24 protein-coding genes are annotated in these 22,808 nt (G+C 58.7%); 10 read left to right on the top strand and 14 right to left on the bottom strand.

Annotation, left to right across the window (positions count from 1 at the left end; genetic code table 11):
* Positions 1 to 38: 38 nt before the first annotated feature.
* The 4 genes from ACWKV9_RS12645 to ACWKV9_RS12660 all read left to right on the top strand — a co-directional run bounded on the left by ACWKV9_RS12645 (position 39) and on the right by ACWKV9_RS12660 (position 2,825).
* Positions 39 to 794, top strand: coding sequence for a transporter substrate-binding domain-containing protein (locus tag ACWKV9_RS12645; protein WP_483836450.1), 756 nt, complete (start codon positions 39 to 41; stop codon positions 792 to 794).
* Positions 795 to 888: 94 nt separating this feature from the next.
* Complete coding sequence (locus ACWKV9_RS12650) at positions 889 to 1,554, top strand: amino acid ABC transporter permease (protein WP_483836451.1); 666 nt, start codon at positions 889 to 891, stop codon at positions 1,552 to 1,554.
* Complete coding sequence (locus tag ACWKV9_RS12655; protein WP_483836452.1) at positions 1,554 to 2,333, top strand: amino acid ABC transporter ATP-binding protein; 780 nt, start codon at positions 1,554 to 1,556, stop codon at positions 2,331 to 2,333. The genes ACWKV9_RS12650 and ACWKV9_RS12655 overlap by 1 nt, the downstream gene beginning before the upstream one ends.
* Before the next feature lie 54 nt (positions 2,334 to 2,387).
* Positions 2,388 to 2,825, top strand: coding sequence for a RidA family protein (locus ACWKV9_RS12660; RefSeq protein ID WP_483836453.1), 438 nt, complete (start codon positions 2,388 to 2,390; stop codon positions 2,823 to 2,825).
* 13 nt (positions 2,826 to 2,838) lie between these two features.
* Here ACWKV9_RS12660 and ACWKV9_RS12665 read toward each other — a convergent pair whose 3' ends face one another.
* Positions 2,839 to 3,639 carry a phosphodiesterase gene (locus tag ACWKV9_RS12665; protein ID WP_483836454.1) on the bottom strand — a complete coding sequence of 267 codons (801 nt, stop codon included), beginning with the start codon at positions 3,637 to 3,639 and terminating at the stop codon, positions 2,839 to 2,841.
* A gap of 201 nt (positions 3,640 to 3,840) precedes the next feature.
* Between ACWKV9_RS12665 and ACWKV9_RS12670 the strand changes: the two genes are divergently transcribed.
* Positions 3,841 to 5,019, top strand: a complete 1,179-nt coding sequence (locus ACWKV9_RS12670; RefSeq protein WP_483836455.1) for an MFS transporter — start codon at positions 3,841 to 3,843, stop codon at positions 5,017 to 5,019.
* Positions 5,020 to 5,072: 53 nt separating this feature from the next.
* On the opposite strand, the gene ACWKV9_RS12675 is transcribed toward ACWKV9_RS12670, so the two are convergent.
* From ACWKV9_RS12675 to tcuA, 5 genes are all read right to left on the bottom strand, one after another.
* Positions 5,073 to 5,426, bottom strand: coding sequence for a DUF7693 family protein (locus tag ACWKV9_RS12675; RefSeq protein ID WP_483836456.1), 354 nt, complete (start codon positions 5,424 to 5,426; stop codon positions 5,073 to 5,075).
* A complete protein-coding gene (tspO, locus tag ACWKV9_RS12680; protein WP_483836457.1) occupies positions 5,423 to 5,869 on the bottom strand; it encodes a tryptophan-rich sensory protein TspO in 447 nt (148 codons plus the stop codon). The genes ACWKV9_RS12675 and tspO overlap by 4 nt, the downstream gene beginning before the upstream one ends.
* Positions 5,870 to 6,071: 202 nt before the next feature.
* Positions 6,072 to 7,373 carry a tricarballylate/proton symporter TcuC gene (gene tcuC / locus ACWKV9_RS12685; protein WP_483836458.1) on the bottom strand — a complete coding sequence of 434 codons (1,302 nt, stop codon included), beginning with the start codon at positions 7,371 to 7,373 and terminating at the stop codon, positions 6,072 to 6,074.
* 57 nt (positions 7,374 to 7,430) lie between these two features.
* The gene (tcuB, locus tag ACWKV9_RS12690; RefSeq protein WP_483836459.1) at positions 7,431 to 8,588 is read right to left on the bottom strand and encodes a tricarballylate utilization 4Fe-4S protein TcuB; all 1,158 of its coding nucleotides are present in this window, start codon (positions 8,586 to 8,588) and stop codon (positions 7,431 to 7,433) included.
* The gene (gene tcuA, locus ACWKV9_RS12695) at positions 8,575 to 10,029 is read right to left on the bottom strand and encodes an FAD-dependent tricarballylate dehydrogenase TcuA (RefSeq protein ID WP_483836460.1); all 1,455 of its coding nucleotides are present in this window, start codon (positions 10,027 to 10,029) and stop codon (positions 8,575 to 8,577) included. Before tcuA ends, tcuB begins: the two co-directional genes overlap by 14 nt.
* Positions 10,030 to 10,254: 225 nt before the next feature.
* Between tcuA and ACWKV9_RS12700 the strand changes: the two genes are divergently transcribed.
* Positions 10,255 to 11,175: a LysR family transcriptional regulator gene (locus ACWKV9_RS12700; protein ID WP_483836461.1), complete on the top strand. Its 921-nt coding sequence runs from the start codon at positions 10,255 to 10,257 to the stop codon at positions 11,173 to 11,175.
* A 102-nt stretch (positions 11,176 to 11,277) separates the two neighbouring features.
* Here ACWKV9_RS12700 and ACWKV9_RS12705 read toward each other — a convergent pair whose 3' ends face one another.
* The 3 genes from ACWKV9_RS12705 to ACWKV9_RS12715 all read right to left on the bottom strand — a co-directional run bounded on the left by ACWKV9_RS12705 (position 11,278) and on the right by ACWKV9_RS12715 (position 14,056).
* Positions 11,278 to 11,589, bottom strand: coding sequence for a hypothetical protein (locus tag ACWKV9_RS12705; protein ID WP_483836462.1), 312 nt, complete (start codon positions 11,587 to 11,589; stop codon positions 11,278 to 11,280).
* Between the two features lie 313 nt (positions 11,590 to 11,902).
* On the bottom strand, positions 11,903 to 12,661 hold the full coding sequence (locus ACWKV9_RS12710; protein WP_483836463.1) for an aspartyl/asparaginyl beta-hydroxylase domain-containing protein: 759 nt from the start codon (positions 12,659 to 12,661) through the stop codon (positions 11,903 to 11,905).
* A gap of 267 nt (positions 12,662 to 12,928) precedes the next feature.
* Entirely contained in the window at positions 12,929 to 14,056 is a 1,128-nt protein-coding gene (locus tag ACWKV9_RS12715) for a metallophosphoesterase (RefSeq protein WP_483836464.1), read from the bottom strand.
* Positions 14,057 to 14,558: 502 nt separating this feature from the next.
* Between ACWKV9_RS12715 and ACWKV9_RS12720 the strand changes: the two genes are divergently transcribed.
* Positions 14,559 to 15,347 carry a transporter substrate-binding domain-containing protein gene (locus ACWKV9_RS12720; RefSeq protein ID WP_483836465.1) on the top strand — a complete coding sequence of 263 codons (789 nt, stop codon included), beginning with the start codon at positions 14,559 to 14,561 and terminating at the stop codon, positions 15,345 to 15,347.
* A gap of 120 nt (positions 15,348 to 15,467) precedes the next feature.
* On the opposite strand, the gene ACWKV9_RS12725 is transcribed toward ACWKV9_RS12720, so the two are convergent.
* The 3 genes from ACWKV9_RS12725 to ACWKV9_RS12735 are packed head-to-tail and all read right to left on the bottom strand — an operon-like array spanning position 15,468 to position 18,325.
* A complete protein-coding gene (locus ACWKV9_RS12725) occupies positions 15,468 to 16,328 on the bottom strand; it encodes a phytanoyl-CoA dioxygenase family protein (protein WP_483836466.1) in 861 nt (286 codons plus the stop codon).
* Between the two features lie 4 nt (positions 16,329 to 16,332).
* Positions 16,333 to 17,112 (bottom strand): ABC transporter substrate-binding protein, encoded by a 780-nt coding sequence (locus tag ACWKV9_RS12730; RefSeq protein WP_483836467.1) that lies wholly within the window; start codon positions 17,110 to 17,112, stop codon positions 16,333 to 16,335.
* Positions 17,113 to 17,146: 34 nt separating this feature from the next.
* Positions 17,147 to 18,325 carry a M20 aminoacylase family protein gene (locus ACWKV9_RS12735; protein ID WP_483836468.1) on the bottom strand — a complete coding sequence of 393 codons (1,179 nt, stop codon included), beginning with the start codon at positions 18,323 to 18,325 and terminating at the stop codon, positions 17,147 to 17,149.
* Between the two features lie 219 nt (positions 18,326 to 18,544).
* Between ACWKV9_RS12735 and ACWKV9_RS12740 the strand changes: the two genes are divergently transcribed.
* Positions 18,545 to 19,459: a LysR family transcriptional regulator gene (locus ACWKV9_RS12740; RefSeq protein WP_483836469.1), complete on the top strand. Its 915-nt coding sequence runs from the start codon at positions 18,545 to 18,547 to the stop codon at positions 19,457 to 19,459.
* 69 nt (positions 19,460 to 19,528) lie between these two features.
* Here the strand turns inward: ACWKV9_RS12740 and ACWKV9_RS12745 are convergent, their stop codons facing one another.
* Positions 19,529 to 19,912, bottom strand: a complete 384-nt coding sequence (locus ACWKV9_RS12745; protein WP_483836470.1) for a GFA family protein — start codon at positions 19,910 to 19,912, stop codon at positions 19,529 to 19,531.
* A gap of 104 nt (positions 19,913 to 20,016) precedes the next feature.
* Entirely contained in the window at positions 20,017 to 20,289 is a 273-nt protein-coding gene (locus ACWKV9_RS12750) for a type 2 periplasmic-binding domain-containing protein (RefSeq protein WP_483836471.1), read from the bottom strand.
* Positions 20,290 to 20,409: 120 nt separating this feature from the next.
* On the opposite strand from ACWKV9_RS12750, the gene ACWKV9_RS12755 reads away from it, so the two are divergent.
* Positions 20,410 to 21,987 (top strand): gamma-glutamyltransferase family protein, encoded by a 1,578-nt coding sequence (locus ACWKV9_RS12755; protein ID WP_483836472.1) that lies wholly within the window; start codon positions 20,410 to 20,412, stop codon positions 21,985 to 21,987.
* A 105-nt stretch (positions 21,988 to 22,092) separates the two neighbouring features.
* A complete protein-coding gene (locus ACWKV9_RS12760) occupies positions 22,093 to 22,785 on the top strand; it encodes a GntR family transcriptional regulator (protein WP_483836473.1) in 693 nt (230 codons plus the stop codon).
* The last annotated feature ends 23 nt before the right edge of the window (positions 22,786 to 22,808 follow it).

Here is a 22,808-nt window from a genome sequence, read left to right on the forward strand (position 1 = left end):
GGCTGACTCAGGGTTTACCCTTGCCGAAGGAACACGTAATGAAAGTTTTGAAGTTGTTCAGCCCGATTGTTGCAGCATTTGCCCTAACTACGTTGTTCGGTACCTCAGTGCAAGCCGCCGATGATGTGATTCGTGTCGGGACCGATGCCACGTTCCCGCCGATGGAGTTCGTTCAGGACGGTAAACGCACCGGCTTCGACATCGAGCTGATCGAAGCGATTGGCAAGCAGATGAACAAGAAAGTGGAATGGGTCGATATCGGTTTCAAGGGCTTGATTCCCGGCCTGATCTCCAACCGCTTTGACGTCGCTGCCTCGGCCATCTACATGACCGAAGAGCGCAGCAAAGTCGTCAACTTCACTGACTCCTATTATCGCGGCGGCCTGGCAGTGCTGGCGCTCAAGGATGACACCAGCATCAACGTCCCGGCGGATCTGGTGGCAGGCAAGAAAGTCACCGCCCAGGTGGGCACCAAGTCCATCGACTTCTTGAAGAACAATTACCCTGCAGTTGAGGTGGTCGAAGTGGAGAAGAACCAGGCCATGTTTGACCTGCTGACCATCGGCCGGGTCAACGCGGCCGTCACCGGTCGACCGGCTGCTGTCGAATACGCGAAGTCCCAGCCCAAAGTGCGAGTGCTCGACCAAGGCCTGACCACCGAGCTGTATGGCTTCGCGGTGCGCAAGAATGAGCCCGAGCTGCAACAACAGATGAACAAAGCGTTGCAAACCCTGCGCAGCAACGGCGAATACGCAGCCCTGACGCAAAAATGGTTCGGCACCAGCGCAGAGTGATCTGCTGAGTGGCGTCTGGCGCTACGGTGCCGGACGCTGCACACCGACTGTTTTGGCAGTAGCTCTTCATCGCAACAAATAAGCGGAGTACACCATGGACCTCGATTTCTCCCCGGTCTGGGACGGTTGGCGCGCGCTTGCTTCAGGCACCTTGATCACCATCGAAATCACCGCAGCGGCCCTGGTACTGGGTTGCGTGCTGGGACTGTTGATCGGGTTGGGGCGCCTCAACCCCAAGCGAAGATTGATTTACGGTTTTTGCACCACGTACCTGACGCTGGTGCGCGGCACGCCATTGCTGGTGCAACTGTTCATCCTGTTCTTCGGCCTGCCGCACTTCGGCATTCAGCTACCCGCTTACGTGTGCGGGATCTTCGGTCTGGGAATCTACAGTGCAGCGTACGTCTCGGAAATCGTGCGCGGCTCGATCCAGTCAGTAGAAAAAGGCCAGATGGAAGCCGCTCGCTCCCTGGGCCTGCCCTACAAGATGGCCATGCGCAAGGTTGTCCTGCCTCAAGCCTTCGTGCGCATGATTCCGGCCCTTGGGAACGAGTTCATCGCGCTGATCAAAAACTCGGCACTGGTATCGCTGCTGACCATCGCTGACGTGATGCACGAGGGCGAGAAAATCATCAGCGTTTCCTATCGCTCGCTGGAAGTGTATCTGGCCATTGCGTTCATCTATCTGGTGCTCACCGGGACCACCACATTGATTCTGCGGCGCACCGAAAAAATGCTTCGCGCGGACGGGAGAGTCTGATGAATGACGTGATTATCGACATCAATAATCTGAGCAAATCCTTCGGCAGCAATCAGGTGCTGCACAACATCGACTTCACCGTAGAAACGAGTCAGGTGGTTGTGGTCATCGGGCCCAGCGGCTCGGGCAAAAGCACGTTCCTGCGCTGTATGAATGGCCTCGAAACCGCTGAAGGCGGCACGCTGCATGTCTGCGGGCATACCGTTGTCGAGGACGGCCGCATGATGTCCGAAGCCAAGCTTGACGCGCTGCGCAGCGAAGTGGGCATGGTGTTTCAATCGTTTAATCTGTTTCCGCACCTGAGCGTGCTGGACAACATCACCATGGCGCCCATGGCCCTGCGCAACACGCCCCGCCAGGCGGCGAACGAGCAGGGTATGCGTTTGCTCGAAAAGGTCGGGCTGGCCCACAAGGCCGATGTATTTCCCGGCACTTTGTCCGGCGGCCAGAAGCAGCGGGTGGCGATTGCTCGGGCCTTGGCGATGGACCCGAAAGTGATGCTGTTCGACGAGCCAACCTCGGCGCTAGACCCTGAATTGGTGGGAGAGGTGTTGCAGGTCATGAAAACCCTGGCAGCCGAAGGCATGACCATGATCATCGTGACCCACGAAATGGGCTTCGCCCGAGAGGTAGCCGATGTGGTTGTGGTGATGGACAAAGGGGCCATCGTCGAAGCCGCGCCACCTGCGCAACTGTTCACAGCACCGAAGGAGGCTCGCACACGGAGTTTTCTGCAAAGCGTGTTGGGGCGTGGCGAATTTGTTCAAGGACAGGCTTGACCTGCACTTAAGTAGAGGTAGGAGACTGCGCATTCTTTCTTAAGGAGCTTGCTTATGTCTGATTCATTAGATTTGACGTTTCAGTTGACCAATCCACAGGAGTTATACGATCCGCGCGTCAATGGTTACTCCCATGTGGCCGAACTGCATCCACGCGCGCGACTGATATTTCTGGCGGGTCAAGGCGGGGAGGACCGTGATGGAAGGATGTCTGCAGATTTCTCTGAGCAGGCGAGGCAGGCGCTCGCCAATATTCGAACGGCGTTGCGATCCAAAGGTGCTGATTTAGATCAGGTGTTCAAGCTGACAATACTGATCGTGGACCACTCCGAGGAGAAGCTGCGTCGTTGGGTCGAGGAGGTTGACCGGGCTTGGGGCGCTGCTACCAAGCCTGTTAGTACACTTATACCGGTGCCGCGCTTGGCGCTAGATGGCATGTTGATTGAGGTCGAGGCTGTTGTGGCTCTGTTGTCAGAGCCAGCGGCGCAGTGACAAACGCGATCAATCACGCAAACGGCATCGGCCCCGGAAAATCCCCGATCGGTACCCAGTGAGTGATCAGCCCGGTATCCGGTTTCCAGTGGTGCAACAGCAGCGCAGGCGGTTCCAGATAAGACGCCTCTTCGGCGTTTTCATCCAGTCTCAAGGCAATCGCGGTAGTAGTACTGGGCGCGGTGCAGAGCACGGTGCCACCGAAGCGCAGTTGCATTGATCGGTGAATGTGTCCGCAGACCACTCGCTCGACAGCGGGATACCGGTCGATGATTCGGGCCAGCCGCTCGCCTTTGCGGCACGCGTAGGTATCGATGTAGGGGATACCGCTCAAGAATGGCGGTTGGTGAAGCATGATCAAGGTAGGGCGAGTCGGCTCCTCGGCCAGTGCGGCCTCAAGCCAGTCGCATGCGGCGTCGTCCATGTCACCGTGATGCTCGCCCGGTACCGTGATGTCCAGGCCAATAATACGCACCGGCCCAAGGTCTGCCGTAATGAAGTGCAGCGGCCCTTCAGCTGGCCCCGACATGTCTTTGCCGAAGGTTGCGCGGAACAATGCCCGGTCATCGTGGTTGCCGGGAATCATCAGCAGCGGTTGGGTGATCTTCGCGAGGAGCGACTGAGCCACCTCATATTCGGCGAACTGTCCTTCGTCTACCAGATCCCCGGTGATGATGACCACATCGGGGCGTGGGCGTAGCGAATTCAGCTGTTCTACAGCGCGCTCAAACATGGCGTTTGAATCGACGAGCCCTTGATACAGCTCACCATGGGGGCGGATGTGGGGGTCAGACAGATGGGCAATCAGCATCATGCTTCCTTCATCGATCGTTCACGGGCCGTTTGATAAACCAAAGGGCCGTGAGTTACTGCTCGCATAGATCGTGCCGAACTTGTCTTGATCGCGCTCGGGGTTCTCGAAAGTCCCGCTCCGAAATGACCTTATGATCAACCGTTATTTGACTACACGGTCAACGTTGCCTACGGTGGCGGGCCTTTTCTGACTGAGACTCCCATGACCAGCCGCTCCAAACTGCCGCCTACCGTCTACCTGCTGGGGGCGACGATCTTTTCGTTAGTGACCGCTGAATTCATGGTCGCCGGGATCATGCCCGCATTGGCCGATGCCTTTTCGGTAAGTCTGGCCCAGGTTGGCAATCTCATTGCCTATTACGCGCTGGGGATGGCATTGGGCGGCCCGCCCGTCACCGTGCTGCTGCTTTCCCGTGGGGTAAGCAACAAACACGCGCTGGTCGGGCTGCTGGCGTTTTATGTGGCAGCCGCCGCTCTGGCAGCTGCTGCGCCAACCTATACGGTGCTGGTGGTGGCGCGCATTCTGATGGGAGTGGCGAGCGCGGCGTGCATCGGTTTGTGCATGACCGTCTGCGCCGGGCTCGTCGCACCGCAAACCCGGGGCAGGGCAGTGTCGGTGGTGTTGGCCGGGCTTATGCTATCGCCCGTGGCCGGGGTGCCGATGACCGCATGGGTGGAGCAGCATTTTGGCTGGCGCGCCAGCTCGTGGCTAGTGGTCGCATTTGCACTGATCTGCACCGCGCTCGCTGCAACGCGTTTGCCTGTGGGGCAGGCTGCAAGCGAACCCGCGCTGCGTCAGCAATGGGAGACACTCAAGAATCGAAGCCTCTGGGCCGCCTACCTCACCAGCGGCCTGATCATCGGCGCCACCTTCGCGGCGTTCAGCTACTGCACACCCATCCTTATTCATGAAGTCGGCGTCGCACCGAGCCAGGTAGCGCCGTTGCTCGCGCTGTACGGGGTAGCGAACCTGTTGGGCAACATGTACGTGGGCCGCATTGCCGATCGTCACACGCTCCCGGCGCTGGGTTGGGGACTGGTCCTGCTGGTGCTGGCATTGCTCGGCTTCGCGCTGGCCGGTGAGCATCGGTGGTTGAATATTGGCTGTTTCATTGCGATCGGCTTCACCGGTGTGGCATTGAACCCGGCAATGGTGGCGCGGGTGATGAGGGCCGCCGAGCCCGCAGCGCTGGTCAATACCTTGCACACCTCGGTGATCACTGCAGGCCTGGCGCTGGGCAGTTGGGCGGGCGGTAGCGCGATCGATGCCGGTTATGGGCTGCGGGCGCCGCTTTGGGTGGGCGCGGGGATGGCATTGCTGGGATTGCTCAGTCTCGCTCGACCCTTTGCAGGCCGCAGGGTCGCGAGAGCTTGCGTCTAGCGGCTGAGCAGGTCCGGACCAAAACGAGCCCCCTTGTCGCGGGCCTCGTCGGCTTACAGCGATTTCAATAGCCGATCCAGTGTCGCGTGCTCCCAGGTAGAGAGCAGCGCGACAGGGTTTGTATCAAGCCGATCACCCGGTTCGAACGCCCACCGCTGACCCTGCGCACTGACGCACGCTGCGCAGTAAGACAGGCCGTCGCAATCGTTGTGAAGCGTTATGCGCCAGCCATCGACGTCAACGATCACAGTGTCCGTGTCGGCCTCATCCAGAGTCGAACGAGGTGCTACGGTCATGGCGCTACGTTCGAACGTGACCTCTCGCAATATCTGACAGACCTCCCGGGCCGTCAGATTCGGGAGGTGGTCGCAGCCGCGTTTATCTGCAGCGTGCAAACCGAAACTCATGAGGATGGGTTGTTACGCAGGATCGAGAAGTTCAGCGCGGCGGCCACCGACAGCCATAGCAAATAAGGCAGCAAGATCACGCCCGTCACGACGTCCAAACGCAGCGCCATCACGACCATGACCGCCACAACAAGCCAGAGCAGCGCAAGAATGACCATGCTGGCCCGGACAAGGTGCGCGCCAAAAAACACCGGGGTCCACAACGTGTTGAGCGCGATTTGTGTCGCCCACAAGGCCAGCAGGACCTGGCTTTCGGGTAAGACCGTCAAGCGATACCCGGCCCAGGCAAGCAACAGATAAATAATCGACCAGGCGACGGGGAACAACCAGTTGGGTGGGGTGAAGCCGGGCTTGACGAGGGTGTCGTACCAATGACCAGGTTTGAAAATGATGCCGGTGCTTGCTGCGGCACCACAGGCTAGAAGGAAAATAAAAAAGGTCATTGTCAGTCCTGAGCTGAAGCCAGCTGGCGGGGGAAGGGAAGTGAGAAGCTTATCTCATGGGTTTGAGGCCTCTTGAGGATAAAAGTCCATTGGCGTGAACAGTTTTTTTCGTTCGCAATGTTGGGTTGTCTGACGCAATGCTGGCTCGCACCTGAATGAGCGTGCGAGCCGGCTGACAGAAGTTAAAGCCCGAGCGCTCTTTTCAGATGGCCTTGGCCGACATGGAATGACGTTGCCGATAGAGGATCAAGGTGGCCGAGAATCCACAGACCGCCGCGAACATTAGCCAATACGCCGGAGACGCTTTGTCACCGGTGGCCTGCACCAGGAACGTCGACATCGCCGGGGTAAAACCGCCGAAGACGGCCGTCGCCAGGCTGAACGCCAACGAGAAGCCCACCACCCGCACTTCCTGAGGCATGACCTCGGTGAGGGCCGGCACCATGGCGCCGTTGTAGACGCCGAAGAAAAACGAGAAATACAGCAGCACTATCAGCAGTCGCTCGAAACTCGCCCCTGCGGCCAGCCAGTGCATGGCCGGGTAAGCGGTGAGGATGCAAAGCAGGGAAATGCCCAGCAGCAGAGGACGCCGACCGATGCGATCGGACAGCGCGCCACCGATGGGCAGCCAGATGAAATTGGTCAGCCCCACGAACAGCGTCACCACCAGACTGTCCGTGGTGCTCAGGTGCAGCACTGTTCTGCCAAAGGTCGGGGTGTAAACCGTGATCAGGTAAAAGGTGGTGGTTGTCATTGAGGCCAGCAAACCGCCCGCCAATACCGTGCGCCAGTTGTCACGCATGGAGCGAAACACTTCGCGGGTACTGGGGTGATGGGCGCGCGCCTTGAACGCCTCGGTCTCCTGTAGCGAACGACGAATCATGAAGATGAACGGGATGATGATGCAGCCGATGAAAAACGGGATACGCCAGCCCCATGCGGCAATTTCGCTGGCCTGCAGGTAGGTGCTGATGCCATAGCCCAGTGCTGCGGCGAGGATGATCGCGATCTGCTGGCTGGCGGACTGCCAACTGGTGTAGAAACCAGTGCGGCCCGGCGTCGCGATTTCTGCCAGATACACCGAGACGCCGCCCAACTCCGCTCCTGCCGAAAACCCCTGCAACAAGCGGCCGAGCAACACCAGTATCGGGGCAGCCACGCCAATGCTGGCGTAGCCCGGCACCAATGCAATCAGCACTGTGCCGCAAGCCATGATCGACAGCGTGACGATCAACCCTTTGCGGCGGCCCACTTTATCGATGTAAGCACCGAGCACGATCGCCCCGAGCGGACGCATCAGAAAGCCCGAGCCGAAGACCGCAAAGGTCATCATCAACGAGGCGAACTCGCTGGTGGCGGGGAAGAACGTCTGCGCAATGTAGGTGGCGTAGAAGCCGAACAGAAAGAAGTCGAACTGTTCGAGGAAGTTACCGCTGGTGACTCTTATGATCGCGCCGAACTTTGCGGCGCGCGATCGCGAGGCTTCGGTTGTTGTGTTCATCATGGCTGGGTCAGGACTCTTTCTTGTTATAGGAATGAAATGAAATCGACGCAGTGCGGCTCAGTCGCTGCCCGCATTGATCGGATTGGCTTGGCGTTTTTCGATGGCGTATTTGAGCAAAGCGGCGCTGCGGAAAATCCCGTGGGCGAACTTGCTGTAGGGCATGGTCAGGAAAAACCCCATCACCAGTCCAAGATGCACAGCGAGCAGCAGGCCCAGCGCGGTGCCCTCACGGAAGGCGAGCAGGGCCAGACCACTGGCGCTCACGAGCAGCAACAGGGCAATAAAACCGCGATCCATGGGTTTCTGTTTTTCATCGCCTTGCTCGGGGTTACGGCGCAGGTTCATCCACAGCAACCCGGCCGGGCCGATGAGCAGGCCGATGCCTCCGAAGATGCCGAGCATCACCGGCAGGCTGAACACCGGGTAGGGCGCTGACCAGCCCAGCAGGTAGTGGTAAAGCGTAGCGGTGCCGGTGGCGGCAAAGCACAGCATGAAACCGTAGAACGTGAGGTGGTGGAAGCGACGACGCCACAGGGTGAACTCGTCATCGGCATTGTTGCAGCCTTCCCCGTGGCCGCCGTCCAGATATTTGAGCTGCGCGATGTTCGCCGTGGCTTCCAGCGCAGCGCTGGCCTTGAGGGGCATCGGCGCTTGCCCGGGCGAAACATTGCGCCAGAAACGTCTGACGCCAATGCCCAACGAAAGCACCGCAAAGCCAAACACCGCGCCGAACATCAAGGCCAGCGTGTTGTGCGGGAAGATCCCGTAGAAATTGCCGCCTGGCATGGGTGTAAACAGGTTGCCCATGATCATCAGCGTCAAGCACAAAAACAGCGCCAGACCACCACCGGACGCCAACGCCAGGGTCAGGCCGTTGCGTTGGTAAAGTTTGCCCAGCGCTTGCGGCCAGGCGTATTCGGCGTAGGTGTCCAGACGCACTTTGGCCATGGCCTTGGGCACATTGACTGCGAATTCGTGAGGCGCCGCGTATTGGCATGCTGACAGGCAGGCGCCGCAGTTGTGGCACAGGTTCGCCAGATAGTGGATATCGGCCTGACCGAACTCCAGCCGCCGGGTCATGGCGGGGAAAACTGCGCAAAACCCTTCGCAGTAGCGGCATGCGTTGCAGATGGTCATCTGTCGCTCGACTTCGCTTTCCTGCAGATTGAGAACCGGGATCAAAGCGCTGGGTGCCTGAGGATCAAACAGTTGCATGTCGAGTTTCCGTGTTGGCAAAAGAAGGACTGAACCCGGCGCTGGCGGCTGCCTGCACCCCGGCAATGCGGCCAAACGCGGTGCCGATGGCCATGCCGATGCCAGCGGTGTAACCCTTGCCCAGCACATTGCCGGCCATCATTTCCCCGGCCACGAACAGGTTGGGACTGGGCTTGCCCTGGAAATGCACGGCAGCGGTTTCATCCGTCGCAAGGCCCAGGTAGGTGAAGGTCACGCCGGGTTTGAGCGGATACGCGTAGAACGGTGGTTTGACCAAAGGGCGCGCCCAGTGAGTCTTCGCTGGAGTCAGCCCTTCGGTGTGGCAGTCATCGAGTGCGGTGTGGTCAAACGTGCCGACCTGACAGGCCCGGTTATAGTCCTCGACGGTTTTTACGAAGGTGGCTTCTGGAAGATCGAGCAACCGTGCCAGTTCTTTCAGCGTATCGGCCTTGGTCCCCGGAAAAACCGGCGGCATGAAGCGGCCGATCGCTTGCTGATCGATGATCGAGTACGCCTGCTGATTGGGCTGACCCGCCACCAGCCGACCCCAGATGGCATAGCGCTTGGGCCAGAAATCCTCGCCCTCATCATAGAAGCGCACGCCATCGCGATTGACCACCACCCCTAGCGAGACGCAATCGATTCGGGTGCAGATACCGCCGTCATACAGCGGGGCGCGAGCATCGATGGCGACCATGTGGGCCTGGGTCGGGTCGCCGATGATGTCGGCGCCCAAATCCTGCATGCGCCGCAGCAACACTCCGGTATTGAAGCGTGTACCGCGAATCAGGAAATTGTCCGAAGGCCATTCGCCGCGCTCGTTCTGGCCCCAGGCTTCGCGCAACCATTCGCGGTTGGACTCGAAACCCCCGGCGGCCATGACGCAGGCGCGTGCCTGAATTCGTTCTGCGGGCAGATGCTGTCCGTTCACCTCGCGCTGGCCGATATGTGCGGCGATAAATCGCCCATCCTTAAGCTCGATATCAGTGACCTGAGCGTCGTAGCGAATCTTGATGCCCAGGCGTTCAGCGCTGCGAAAATAGGCGTTGATCAAGGCTTTGCCGCCGCCCATGAAAAACGCGTTGGTGCGCGCCACGTGCAGTGCGCCAGACAGCGGCGGCTGAAAGTGCACGCCGTGGGAGCGCATCCAGTCGCGGCAAGTAGATGAAGCGCGAATGGCGATGCGCGCCAGCTTTTCGTCGGTAAGCCCGCCGGTCACTTTGAGCAGGTCTTGCCAGTATTCTTCTTCCGGATAGGCCTGGATCAAGACGTCCTGAGGTGCATCGTGCATGCACCGCAAGTTGCGGGTGTGTTGCGAATTGCCGCCGCGCCAGATCTTCGGTGAGCCTTCCAGCAGCATCACGCTGGCGCCGGCCTCGCGTGCCATCAACGCAGCGCACAGTGCCGCGTTACCGCCGCCTATCACCAAAACGTCAATCATCATTGCTCCTTGATTCACCGGCAGCGGGATCAGGTTGCTGCTGGCGGGTGAGCTCACGGTAAAGGGGCGCAGGGCAGTGCGAAAGGCGGTTTCCAAGGTGGGGGGTTTAGTTTTAGTAAAGGGGCAAGTCGTCGCGAGGAACTGTGTATTCGAGGCGTCCCCAGCCGCTTGCAAGTCTGCCCGCTAGCGCCGAAGCTTGGCGCTGGTCCCTCTCAAGGAAGCGCTGTGGAACTGCGTCAACTTCGCTATTTCGTCAAAGTGGTCGAGATGACCAGCCTGGGTCGCGCGGCGCTCGAACTCAATGTTGGCACTTCTGCCTTGAGCCAGCAGATGAGCAAGCTTGAGGACGAGCTCGCCACGCGCTTGCTCAATCGCACCTCGACCGGCGTGAGCCCGACCGCCGCAGGCTTAGCGTTTCTGCATCACGCCCAATTGACCTTGCGCCAGGCCGACGCTGCCATTCAGGCGGCGCAGCGCGGACGCATGCGCGGCTATGTCAGTGTCGGTCTGGCGCCAACCACCGCCAGTGTCCTGGCGCTGCCGTTGATCGAAGCAATGCGTGCCCGTTATCCCGATATCCAGTTGCATTTGGTGGAGATGCTGTCCGGCTATCTGGCGAGTCAGCTCAACGCCCGACAACTGGATTTGGCCGTGGTGTTTCAGGCTGACATCGCTCGGCGCTGGACGCTGATCCCGTTGCTGGATGAGGCCGTGACCCTGTTGCATGCGCCAGGATTCCCCGGCGTTCCGCCTGGAGACAGTCTGAGTCTTGGGCAGATCAGGGACATTGCGCTTGTACTGCCCAGCAGCAGCCACGGCTTGAGATCTACGCTTGCCAATGCCTTTGAAGCCGCTGGCATGCACATGAACGTCGTCATGGAGATCGATGGGCTTGCGACGTTGATGGACGTTGTCAGGCACGGCATCGCAGCGACTTTGCAGCCCGGGGCAGCGGCGGCACGTTCGGTCGATTCGGGGTTGTGTGTGGTGCAAATTCATGACCGGGACTTGATGCGGCGCAATCTGTTGGCAAGCCTGCCCGACGACGAACTCTCGCCTGCAGCATTGGCGGTGCGGGTGGTGATCCGGGATGTCGTCCGTGAGTTGGTAGAAAAATCCCAGTGGCCTGGGGCGACGCTGTTGTGAGGCGGGGCTGGCTGCGAAACCTGACCCGGGTTTGGCAGATCCCGGGTCTGGTCAGGCCGATGCAGCGGTGCAATTGCCGCAGGCAGAACTCAGCGTGGGGGGTTAGCCACCCGTGCTTTGCGAGCTTGATCCGGCACCGGACGGCGTTTTGTTGCCTGGGCTTGAGTTACCGCCACTGCCAGCTTCGCCACCGGAGCCTGGAAGCGCAGTGCCGTTGGTATTTGCACCGTTAGTGCCACTTGGCTCGGAGGATTTTTCGGAACCGGAAGACTTGGCGTCCGAAGACGATGATGAATTGCTCATGCTGCTACCCGAGTTATCACTTGGGCTGGCACTTGTTGCCGCCATTACCGGCAGTGACAACACGCACGTGAGTCCGGCCATCGCGAACACGTAACTTAATTTCTTATTCATATAGTTAGCCTCATGGTCACAAGTAACTGAAAGGTAAAAGCGTTGGCCTATTCGCCAACTCTTCATCTGTGACGTATCGGGGCGCGGAAAAATTTTATAAAGAACAGTAATCGGCGATGAACGGTGAGGGGATCTCAGAATAGCGCGCCAATAAAAAAGGCCGCTATCCCGTTATCTCAGACGGGATGGCGACCTTGACATGCATCATCGAATCGGCGGATTCGACTGACGAAAACTAGCATTCAGCTATTTGGTTAGCCAGCTACCGTTATGCAAAGCTGTTTTGCGCCAGATGAAACAATCGTCTCCGGCATTACTTCAACAAGCCCTGTTCCCACGCGCGATGGTTTTTCCGGGCGTCCTGGATGAAGGGCGACCACTGGATCAATTTAAGTACGATCCGGTTAAGTACTCGTCCGGGTAGGTCCAGTGGCCGCTGAACGTCCAGAAACAGCACGACACGGATGCCGTCGGTGTCATTCCAGACCTGATGACGGTAAGTGTCATCGAAGATAAGGCACTGGCCTTTCTCCCAATGGCGGACTTCATCACCCACCATGATCCTGCAATTTTGCCGGGGTTCCGGAATAACCAGTCCCAAGTGCGTGCGCAACAGACCGTTGTAAGGGCCACGGTGAGGAGGTATGTGTTTTCCGGGGCTGAGTATGGAGAAGAACGCCGTGAACATGCCCGGGATCGATTCCACCAGTTGACTGGTTTGCGGGCACTTCAAGCAATTGGCTTCCATCTTGTAGCCATAGCCATGCAGAAAGAACGTCTTCCACTGATCGTCCTGAGTCAGGCTGCGCTGGTCTTTTGAAATGTCTTGAAAGTTGGGGATGCTTTCCCTGTCTTTCAGCAAGTCGCTTAACTCTTCCACGATGACTGGCCACTTGGCTTCAAGTGTCTGCGTCCAGGGAAACAACGCGTTATCCAGGAATGGGGTATTGCCTACAGCAGAGTGGCGACTGATGAATTTCTCCAGTCGCTTGATGATCCACAATCCGATAGCAACACTCGGACGGTGTTTTCGTTTCTTTTTTTTCTTCACCTGAGGAGGTTGTATGTCCATGTACGCTTCTCATAAATCGATTGAACAGGGGCGTTGATTAGCCAGGTCGAGAACCCTGAAAAGGCCCAGGCAGAGCCTGACCGTGTTGTCGTTTTGCGCATTTTGCAACGGCGTAACATGTTGTAACAAGCCTGATTGACTCAATGTGCACGTCGCAACAGGCCTGGGTGCCTCAGACATGTCGCTGCAACCACGGCCCGTTTTTAATTCGGCTCTGATCGCAGTGTTAAGAATCACCCTGTAACCAAGTGTCGGCTGACTTCAACTTTAACCCGGCTCCGCAGCCCGTCTGAGCGTGATTCGCGTCAGTTCTGAAGGTACGCCCAGACGCAGGGCGAAACCGGGCCAAAGTGCTGTGCCGTTGTTAACGTAAAGTTGCATGCCATCGACGTCATAGAAGCCGGAAACGAAACCCTCGTTGGCTCGGGCGATGATCAGGTCCAGAGGACGAATCATGCCGCCGTGGGTATGGCCGGATAACTGCAAACTCACGCCTTGGCTGGCAGCTTGGCGAGCATTGCGCGGTTGGTGGTCGAGCAAGATGATCGGCGTATTGCCGGGCGCCCCGGCCAAAGCCTGTTTCAGGTCCGGACCAGGCAAGCCGGCACGCGGCGCGCTCAGGTCCGTGACACCGGCGAGGATTAACTGTGCGCCGTCGCGCTCGATCAACGAGTGGCTGTTAGTCATGCGTTTCATGCCCAGAGAGGCGAAGTACTGCATCCACGCCTCATTGTCGAAAAAGTACTCGTGGTTGCCTGGAATCACATACACCCCATCGGGGGCGTGTAGGTCCCGCAATGGCTCCACATCCTTCGTGCGAGCGCTGATCGGGCCGTCGATCAAGTCGCCGGTGATCAGGATCAGATCCACGCCCAGCGAATTCGAGCGCTCCACCACGGCTCGCGCCCACGGCTCGTCGAACAGTTTGCTGATGTGCATGTCGGTCAGTTGCAATACGGTGTAGCCGTCAAATTGTGGTGGCAGGTTTTTGATGGCCACTTCGATGTCTTTCACCGGCGGCACGCGCACCGCCTGATGTACGCCAATGGCCGCCAGCAGCAGGGCCACGGTTCCAATGGCATAACGCAGCGTGGGGGGTATGGTCAGCCATTGTCGACGAACCAGCATGGTCAACAATGTGCCCAGGTCGACGACAATCTGCAGGACGGCGATCAGCAATATTGCGCCAAACGCCCAGTTGAAAAATATCACCACCGCCTTCGGGAATTCCGGTGAAAACACACTGCCGGAGGAGAACTTTGCATACAGGTGATACTGCGAGGCGGCCAACAGCAGTAGCGCACCGGCTAACCTGGCGGGCAGGGGCCATGGCATGGGCCAGATGAACCGAATGATCACATATAAGCAAGGTGTGCTGAACATAGCGTGAAACATCAAATGGCTCCTGTGACTGCGATGGTCTGCGCGCCCGCTTTGCGTAAAGGCTCTGAAAGCACTTTGGCAGAGTGGTTGAGATCAATCGCCAGGGCGAAACGTTCATACGAATGAGCGCTTTTTCCAGGCCTGATTTGGCAGCGTGGCGCCACCGCAAGCACCCGTCGTCGTCAGCTTTTTACTGCGAACAAGAAATAAAACGTTGTCTCTTTCGGGTCAAAACCTACATTCTTGGGTTTGGTGGATTCCCGCCATGACCATTGCGCTAACAGCCATAGGGTCAGCCCCTGAGGGCAGCGACACAGATGCACGGTGCACCGGATCGCCCAGGCAGCTTGAGCCACATCACCGGCAAGAGCATGACCTCCGTTAAGAGAAGCCTTCCTTTTTGCCTCCTTTGATTCATCCCTGCCGCAGCTACGCCTCCGGGTATACGACCTCTGTCGTTGCCAGGTTCGCAGGCTTCAAGCCGTCCTTTGTTTAGATACTTTTGAGAGAAGCCATGAACCTATTTCGTCGTAGTCTGCTGAGCGCCGTGTTCGCCAGTGCTGCCTGTGCAGCCATGCCATTTGCTCACGCTGACGGGTTGTCTGATATCAGCAGCAGGGGTGTGTTGAAAGTAGCGGTCCCCCAGGACTTTCCTCCCTTTGGTTCCGTCGGGACGGACATGAAGCCGCGCGGTCTGGATATCGATATGGCCCAATTGATTGCCGACAAGCTTGGCGTCAAGCTGGTCCTGACGCCGGTCACGTCTGCCAACCGAATTCCATTCCTGACCACAGGCAAAGTGGATCTGGTCATCTCAAGCCTGGGCAAAACCCCTGAGCGCGAGGAAGTGATCGGCTTCAGTAGCAAGTACGCGCCGTTCTACATGGGCGTCTATGGACCCAAGGAAGTGGAAGTCAGCAAAGCTGCCGATCTGGACGGCAAATCCATCGGTTTGAGCCGCGGCGCCCTGGAAGATATTGAAGTCTCCAAGGTCGCGCCACCGGGCACCACGATCAAACGGTTTGAAGACAACAACACCACCATCGCCGCATTCCTGGCCAATCAGGTTGACCTGATCGCCAGCGGTAACTCCACCATGGCAGTGATTGCTGATCAGAACCCGCACCGTCCACCCTTGCTCAAGTTCAAGCTCAAGGACTCCGGTTGCTACGTCGGTTTGGGCAAGGACGAAACAGCTCTCAAAGACAAGGTCAACGGCATCGTTGCAGCTGCCAAGGCTGATGGAACGTTGAACAAGATGTCGGAAAAATGGCTGAAAGAATCCCTTCCTGCCGATTTCTGATAGGTAACGCCCCATGGCTTCACCCCAACTTTGCAGCGGTTCTTGCGCAAAGTGCTCGGTGATCTACGGGGTGTTATTTCAATTGCAAATGAATGCCCTGGCCCCCAACACACTTCGAACCTACCGACCAGGGCCCGCTTGATTGGGGTAGATCACTGGGAAACGAGGGTCGTCCATGACGGCGCCTTCGGCCAGGCTTTCTCGCAATCCGGGAAATTCGGGCGACGTAACCCAAGGCCTTGGCGCATGACGCACATCGTCACCGAGCATGCGTACTGAAAACGCACGGCGTCGCTGATCACCGCCCACGCCCGCAGAAGCGTGGAGCGTGAGCATGTTGAAGCACACCAGATCCCCCGGCTGTAAGGCCCAGCCTAGAATCGGGAAATCTTCACGGTGTTCCTCGATGTTCGGAAGATCGGCAAGCGTGCCTTCGGCGAACCATTTGGCCTGGTTGTCCATGAAGGATCGGGGCATGAGCCACGGCCCTTTGTGAGAACCGGCCACGAACTCAAGCGTCGAGGCCTGCGCAACGGGATCGACCGGAATCCAGAAGCTGATCGTGTCAGCGCCCGTGATGTTGTAGTACGGCTGATCCTGATGCCAGGGTGTGCGTTGCCGCGTGTTGGGTTCCTTGACCAATAGGTGATCGTGATAAAGCCGTATTTGCTTGCTGCCCAACAGGCGCTGGGCAATCGCGGGCAAGGCTGACTCATGGATCACGTCGCGGTATTGCTCATTGTCCTGCCAGTTGCAAAAGTCCTCAAAAAACCAGCCCGGATCATCGGCACTGCTCGCCACTTTGGCCCGAGGGCTGGGGTGTGCAAGGTTCTGCTCGATGCCAGTTTTCAGTTGATCAACCTGTTGAGTGGTCAATGCGCCACGGATGCACAGCGCGCCGTGTTCAAGGAAAAAGTGCCGGGCGGCGTCGCCCAATTCGCAGGCTTTGAAATCCCCGTCGGTGGGTGCGAATGCTGTCATGGCCTTACTCACCGTATACGTCGTAGGCAAAGTATTTTTTGGCGATGCGGTCGTACTCACCCGATTGACGCAGCGCGACGATCGCCGCGTTTATCTTGTCGCGCAGGGCAGTGTCATCCTTGCGAATACCAATCGCCACACCGTTACCAATGATGCTCTTGTCGGTGATGGGCTCGCCTGCGAAAGCAAAGTCTTTGCCCTGGTCTTTTTGCAACAGGCCGATGTCACCTTGTACGGATGCCTGGAAAGATCCATCCAGACGTCCGGATATCAGATCCATGAACACCTGATCCTGCGTCTGATAAGACTGGACGATTGCCCCGGACGGCGCCCACTCGGATTTGGCGTAGCTCTCTTGAAGCGAACCCTGAACGACACCCACCGATTTGCCCTTGAGTGCAGTCGCCGTCGGCAACAGTCCGGAGCCTTTTTTTGCGATCAGCGAGGAGGGTGCCACGTAGAGGCGCTGGCTGAAGTCCACCTGTTTACGGCGGGCCTCCGTATCGCTGAACGCCGAGAGAATTCCGTCGAATTTCTGCGCCTTGAGAGCGGGAATCATGCCGTCGAAATTTTGCTCGACCCAGACGCAGCGCACTTTGATCTGCGCGCACAACGCATTGCCCAGGTCGATATCGAAACCGCTGAGCGAGCCGTCGGGTTCCTTTTGTTCGAAGGGCGGATAGCTGGGGTCGACGCCAAAGCGGATCACGCTGGCAGCCTGACTCGTTGTGGCCATTAACAACCCGGTGAGAAGGGCAGCACATTGCAGGTTCAGTCGGAGCATAGAAGCCTCATCAAGGGTCAGTTGGAATGGGAAATCATTGATCACGCACTGACAAAAAGGCCTCAGTCAGCTTGATCCAGTAGCCAGCACCGCGCATCAGGTTGTCATCGTTGAAGTCATAACGGGGGTCATGAATCATGCAACTCTTCTCACCCTCGCCGTTACCGATGATCAGATAACAGCCGGGACGTTCACGGAGGAACCAGGCGAAGTCTTCACTGCCGTTGAAGGGCGCAATGTCGGTCAGTACCTCTTCTTCTCCGAGCCAGTCGATTGCCACCTGAGTGGCGAATTCGGTCATGGCAGGATCATTGACCAGCAACGGGTAATCGGCACTGTAGTGGACCTCGGCAGTGGCGCCGAATGCATCGGCTTGAGCGTGAATCAAACGCTTGATCTGCGCTTCAAGTCGATCACGCACGGCATTGTTCAGCGCGCGCACCGAGATCAGCATTTCTGCGCTGTCGGGTATGACGTTGGACGCCTTGCCTGCAGTGATGGCGCCCACCGTAATCACGCTCATCTCCTGCGGCGACACGTTGCGCGAGACGATGGTCTGCAACGCCATGATGATGCTTGCACAGACCACCACCGGATCCACGCATTGGTGGGGCATCGCGCCGTGACCGCCATGGCCCTGGACGGTCACCGTGATTTGATCCGCCGATGCCATGAAGGGACCGGCACGAAACCCCAGCTTGCCTTGCGGGTAGCCGGGCATGTTGTGCATGGCAAACAGAGCGTCGCACGGGAACTGCTCCAGCATTCCCTCCCTGATCATTCGGCGTGCCCCGGCCAGGCCCTCTTCGGCCGGTTGAAAAATCAGTCTCACGGTGCCGTCGAACGCGCTGTCATGGGCCAGTACTCTGGCCGCAGCGAGCAGCATAGTGGTGTGGCCGTCGTGCCCGCAGGCATGCATCTTTCCAGGTACTTTGCTGGCGTAGGGCAGGCCGGTCTTTTCCAAAATCGGCAGTGCATCCATGTCCGCGCGCAGCCCTAGTATCCGCGAGCTGCTACCCTTTTTAAGGGTACCAATCACTGCGGTTTCCGCGAGTCCCCGGTGCACCTCGTAGCCCCATGCCAGCAGGCGTTCGGCGACCAGCTCACTGGTGGCATATTCCTGATAGCCGAGTTCCGGATTGGCGTGGATGCGCTGACGTAATTCACGCATATCGGCTTCGATCGGCAGTAATTGGCGGGTCACGTGCGGCATTGGCAAGAATCTTCCATAGTCAGTCTGTTGCTTGACCGGCGAACAAACGGTTGGGCGTGCGGCGCCCCACATGCCTTGCTCACCCGCTTTAGCGTGGAGCAGGGCGCTTCGTTGTGGTGCGGGTGCCTCACGGGCATGGCTTGAGCATAGGCCGTAGGGCAACGGCCACAAAGGCAAACGGCACTGAACGCGGCAACCCAGGGTTAACAGGCGGACATCATGAAGTTCTATCAGCTCAATGCGTTGGTGGCAGTGGCCGAGGCGGGCAGTATTCGAGGCGCTGCAAAACGACTGGATACATCGCCGGCGGCCGTGACCAAGGCTATCCAAAAGCTGGAAACCGAGACCTCGCTGCAACTGCTGGTGCGCAATACCTCCGGCATCGACCTCACTGAAGCAGGCAAGCGCTTGCTGGTGCAGGCGCGGTTGCTGGTTGCGCAGATGGTCAGCGCCAGTCATGTGGTGGCTGACTGCAAAGGCGAACTGACGGGCCGTCTCGCGGTGGCGGTGACGCCATGGCTTGCAATGACCTTGCTTCCTCAGGTGACGGTGAGTTTTCGTGAGCGCTTCCCGCATGTGCAACTGGAGCTGCACGAGGGGTTGTCATCGATTGCTTATCCGCGTCTGCGCGATGCCAGTCTGGATCTGTTCATTGGCCGGCTGGACAGCCAATGCTCCAATGTCGATCTCAATTATGTCCCGCTGTTCACCGCCGATTGCGCCGTGGTAGCGAGGCGAGGGCATCCGCTGGCAGATTGTCGTTCACTGGATGAGTTGGCATTTGCGGACTGGATTCTCTCGACGCCCAATGACGGAGAGTTCGTTGCACCAGGGCATGTGCATTTCGCGCATTCGCTCTCCATCATGCTCAGCCTGCTGCGCGAGACCGACATGCTCAGCGTCTTTCCGTGGCCGTTGGTCGAAGTGTGTGCCCAGCGCGAAGGCCTGTGCTCCCTGCCACTGCGAGAGCCGGTCGGAAACGCCCTGGTGGGTGCGATCAGCAGAAGTGGCCAGCCGTTGCGGCCAGCCGCCGAAAAGTTTCTCGAATGTCTGATCGCTACGATCCATAAAGAAATGAGCGAACCGCACTCTCCGTACCGGCGGATGTTGCAGACGGTGGAATGGGTGTCCTGAGACACTGTTTATTGAGTAGAGATGACCAGCAATGGCCTCTTCAGAAGGTGAGGATGGACTGAAGCAAACTTAGTCCAGATAAGCCCATGTGTTTGCACCATCAAAGACTCTTACTGGGGTGTCCCGGATAAGTTGCTGATCAAAGTTATTCATGTTCACACCAATCTCGGCGCCAGCCTGCGGCGTAAGAGCTTCCCAGTGAGTGGCGCATCCGCAGGTTTTGCATCGGATCGTCTTCAGCGTTTCTCGACCCCAGACATACGCCGACGTGTTCTGCGGATGCCCTTCAATACTCACCATTGCAGCCTCGTAATGAGCCCACAGCGCTCCCAGCCGAATACAGATCGAGCAGTTGCATTTGATGGTGTGACTCGGTGGTTGGGACAGTACGATGCGTACCTTCCCGCAGTGGCACGAGCCTTCCAACACTTCACTTTTCGGTTCGCCAGCCATCGCTGCTCCAGAATTTTAGCCCGCAGAGCGGCCGCTTTGGGTGAGCTTATCATCCGCAGACTGACCTTGATCGACCCCATCCGGCCGGTCGCCGGTTCGCTGTTTTACGACACATGCACCACATCACTGATGAACTGACCAAGCCATAGATGGTGGGCCTCGTTGTGCCTGATGTTGTCCCAGACCGTAAAGCACCGGAATGAGGGTACCGCCAACGGCACCGGGCAAACCGTCAGGTTCATCATGCGTGCATAAGTGGTGGCGGCGAAGGTGGGCAGCGTGGCGATCACCTGACTGGCGGCCAGCGTCGACAAAGCACCGGCAAAATGGCTGAAGGAGGCAATGACCTTTCGGCTGCGTCCCGCGCGCTCGAACATGGGCGTTTACCGGTACACCGACGCGCGCGCATCGCGGACGCGACATCAAACAGGAGGCATACATATTGCTTTGCTAACAATAAATTTATAGATAGCTAGCAAAGCCAGGGTCCTGAAACCATGATCGCTACCTCCAGTCGTGCCGTGATTTGTACGCCTCATGCCCAAGCCAGTGCCGCAGGCATGCGCATTCTCGAAGCAGGCGGCACTGCCATTGACGCGATGTTGGCCGCCAGCGCGATGCTGGCAGCTGTGTTTCCACACATGACAGGCCTGGGCGGGGATGCCCTATGGATGATCCACGACCGCAAGGTGCGCACCATCGTGGGGATTGGGCACGCCGGTCAGCGCTTGCCTGAGGGCGGAACCATCAGCTTGCGAGGTTCGGCGTCTGTCGCCAGCACGGCGGGCGCGATGGCCAGTTGGCAGACTGCGGCGAACATCAGTCGGCACGAATGGGGCTCAAAGCTGGGTTGGGCTGATCTGTTGGAAGACGCCGCAAGCGTGGCGGATGCTGGCATTGCGATTTCCCAATCCCATCTGTTTTGGCAGACCCTGCGTCAGCCGCTCATCGAGCAACTGCCCGACCTGCATCGTCTGTGCAAAACCGATGGGCGCTGGCTGCGCGAGGGCGATACGCTGCGTCAGCCAGAGTTGGCCAACACCCTGCGTCATCTGGCAAAACACGGTGTCGAGGATTTCTACAACGGCGAGCTGGCCCAGGCCTTCGGCGCAGCATTTGATCAGCTCGGTTGCGGCTTGACCACAGCGGATCTGGCCGCTACGCAAGCACACGAAACTGCCCCCGTTTCGGTGCGTTACCGTCAAGGCCGACTCTACAACGTGGCGCCGCCATGCCAGGGCCTTTACACCTTGCAGGCCATGGCCGTACTGCAACACAAGCCACTGGCGCAGGTCGGCAACGGCAGCGCGCTTTACTACCACTATCTGGTTGAGGCCATCAAACAGGGCCTGCTGCTGCGTAATGAGCAGTTGTGCGACCCCCTGACCCAACCCTGGGATTTTGCAGCCAATCTCGACGACGAAAAAATCAGGCATTACGCCGAAGCGATCGATGACCAGCGTGCATCGCCGTGGAATGAGCCGGGACGTCCCGCCGATACCGCCTGGATGGCCGCGACCGATGCCCAGGGCCGGACAGCCTGCCTGATCCAGAGCCTGTTTCATGACTTCGGTTCGGGCTGCATTCTGGGTGACACCGGTGTGCTGTGGCAGAACCGCGCGGCGGGCTTTAACGCCAACCCTGAACACGTCAACGGCTGGGCTCCGGGCAAGCGTCCGGCGCACACGCTCAACCCGTCCTGCTACCTGGCAGACGATGGCAGACGCTGGTTCTTCGGCACTCAGGGCGGCGATGGTCAACCGCAAACCCAGATGGTCCTGGCGACTCAGCTGATCGACTACCAGCAGCCAATCGACCTGGCGCTGCAAACCCCGCGCTTTTTGTTGGGCCGCAGCTTTTTCGACAGCACTGACAATCTCAAGCTGGAGGGCGACATGAGCGCCGCGACGGTCCAGGGGCTGGCGGCGCTGGGGCATGAAGTGGAGACCATAGCTGCCCGCAGCCCTTTGACGGGCCACGCGGGGATCATTGCCATTGACGCCGAGGGTGTGCGCAGCGCCATGCATGACCCGCGAGGCGAGGGCACGAGTCTCGGCCAGGCGGCTGAGCATTGAACCGGTATTTGCCGGGTGCAGGCGGCTGGCGGATAATGCCGCCGATTGCCCGCCATCCGCAGTTTTGCGAGTTGGCATGAGGCTTTCTGGACAACAGAGGAAAGGATGGGCTTGAGCACTGTCACCGCCAAACAGCTTGAGGTGCAACGTATCGCCGATGCGCTGTTTAAGGCTATTGCCCAGCATCGTCTGCCGCCCGGAACCCGGTTGGTCGAAGCCCACATTGTCGAAACCCTGCAGGCCAACCGCAATCATGTGCAGGTAGCGCTACAGCGGTTGGCGATGCAAAAAGTGGTGACCATCGAAGCCAATCGCGGCGCCATGGTGGCTCAGCCAACGGCAAAGGAAGCGCGAGATATTTTCAGCGCCCGTCGAGCCATTGAACGGGCGATTGTCGACGCCATCACCCCGGCCGCGATGCGCAAACACCGCCAGCGCATGGCCACCCATATGAACAACGAACGCAAAGCCACCAGCGATACCGATCGACGCGCCATCGTTCGGGAACTGAGCGAGTTCCACCTGCTGCTTGGCGACATCAGCGGCAACGCGGTGCTCAGCGACATCCTCTCCAACTTGATGGTGCGCAGCTCATTGATCGTGGCGCTGTATCAGCGCAATGACGTGCCGTCCTGCGCGTCGGATGAACACCAGGAAATCATCACCTCGCTTGAAAAAGGCGATAACGCCAGGGCTGTGGCGGTCATGCTTGAACACCTGGACGAAATGGAAGGCCAGCTGGCGCTGGAAGAGCGCGTGTCCGAGGAGTTCAACCTCAAGCAGGCGTTGAGTGAATGAAACAAGTCGTTGATGCGATGGGC

The organism is Pseudomonas corni, assembly GCF_057128765.1.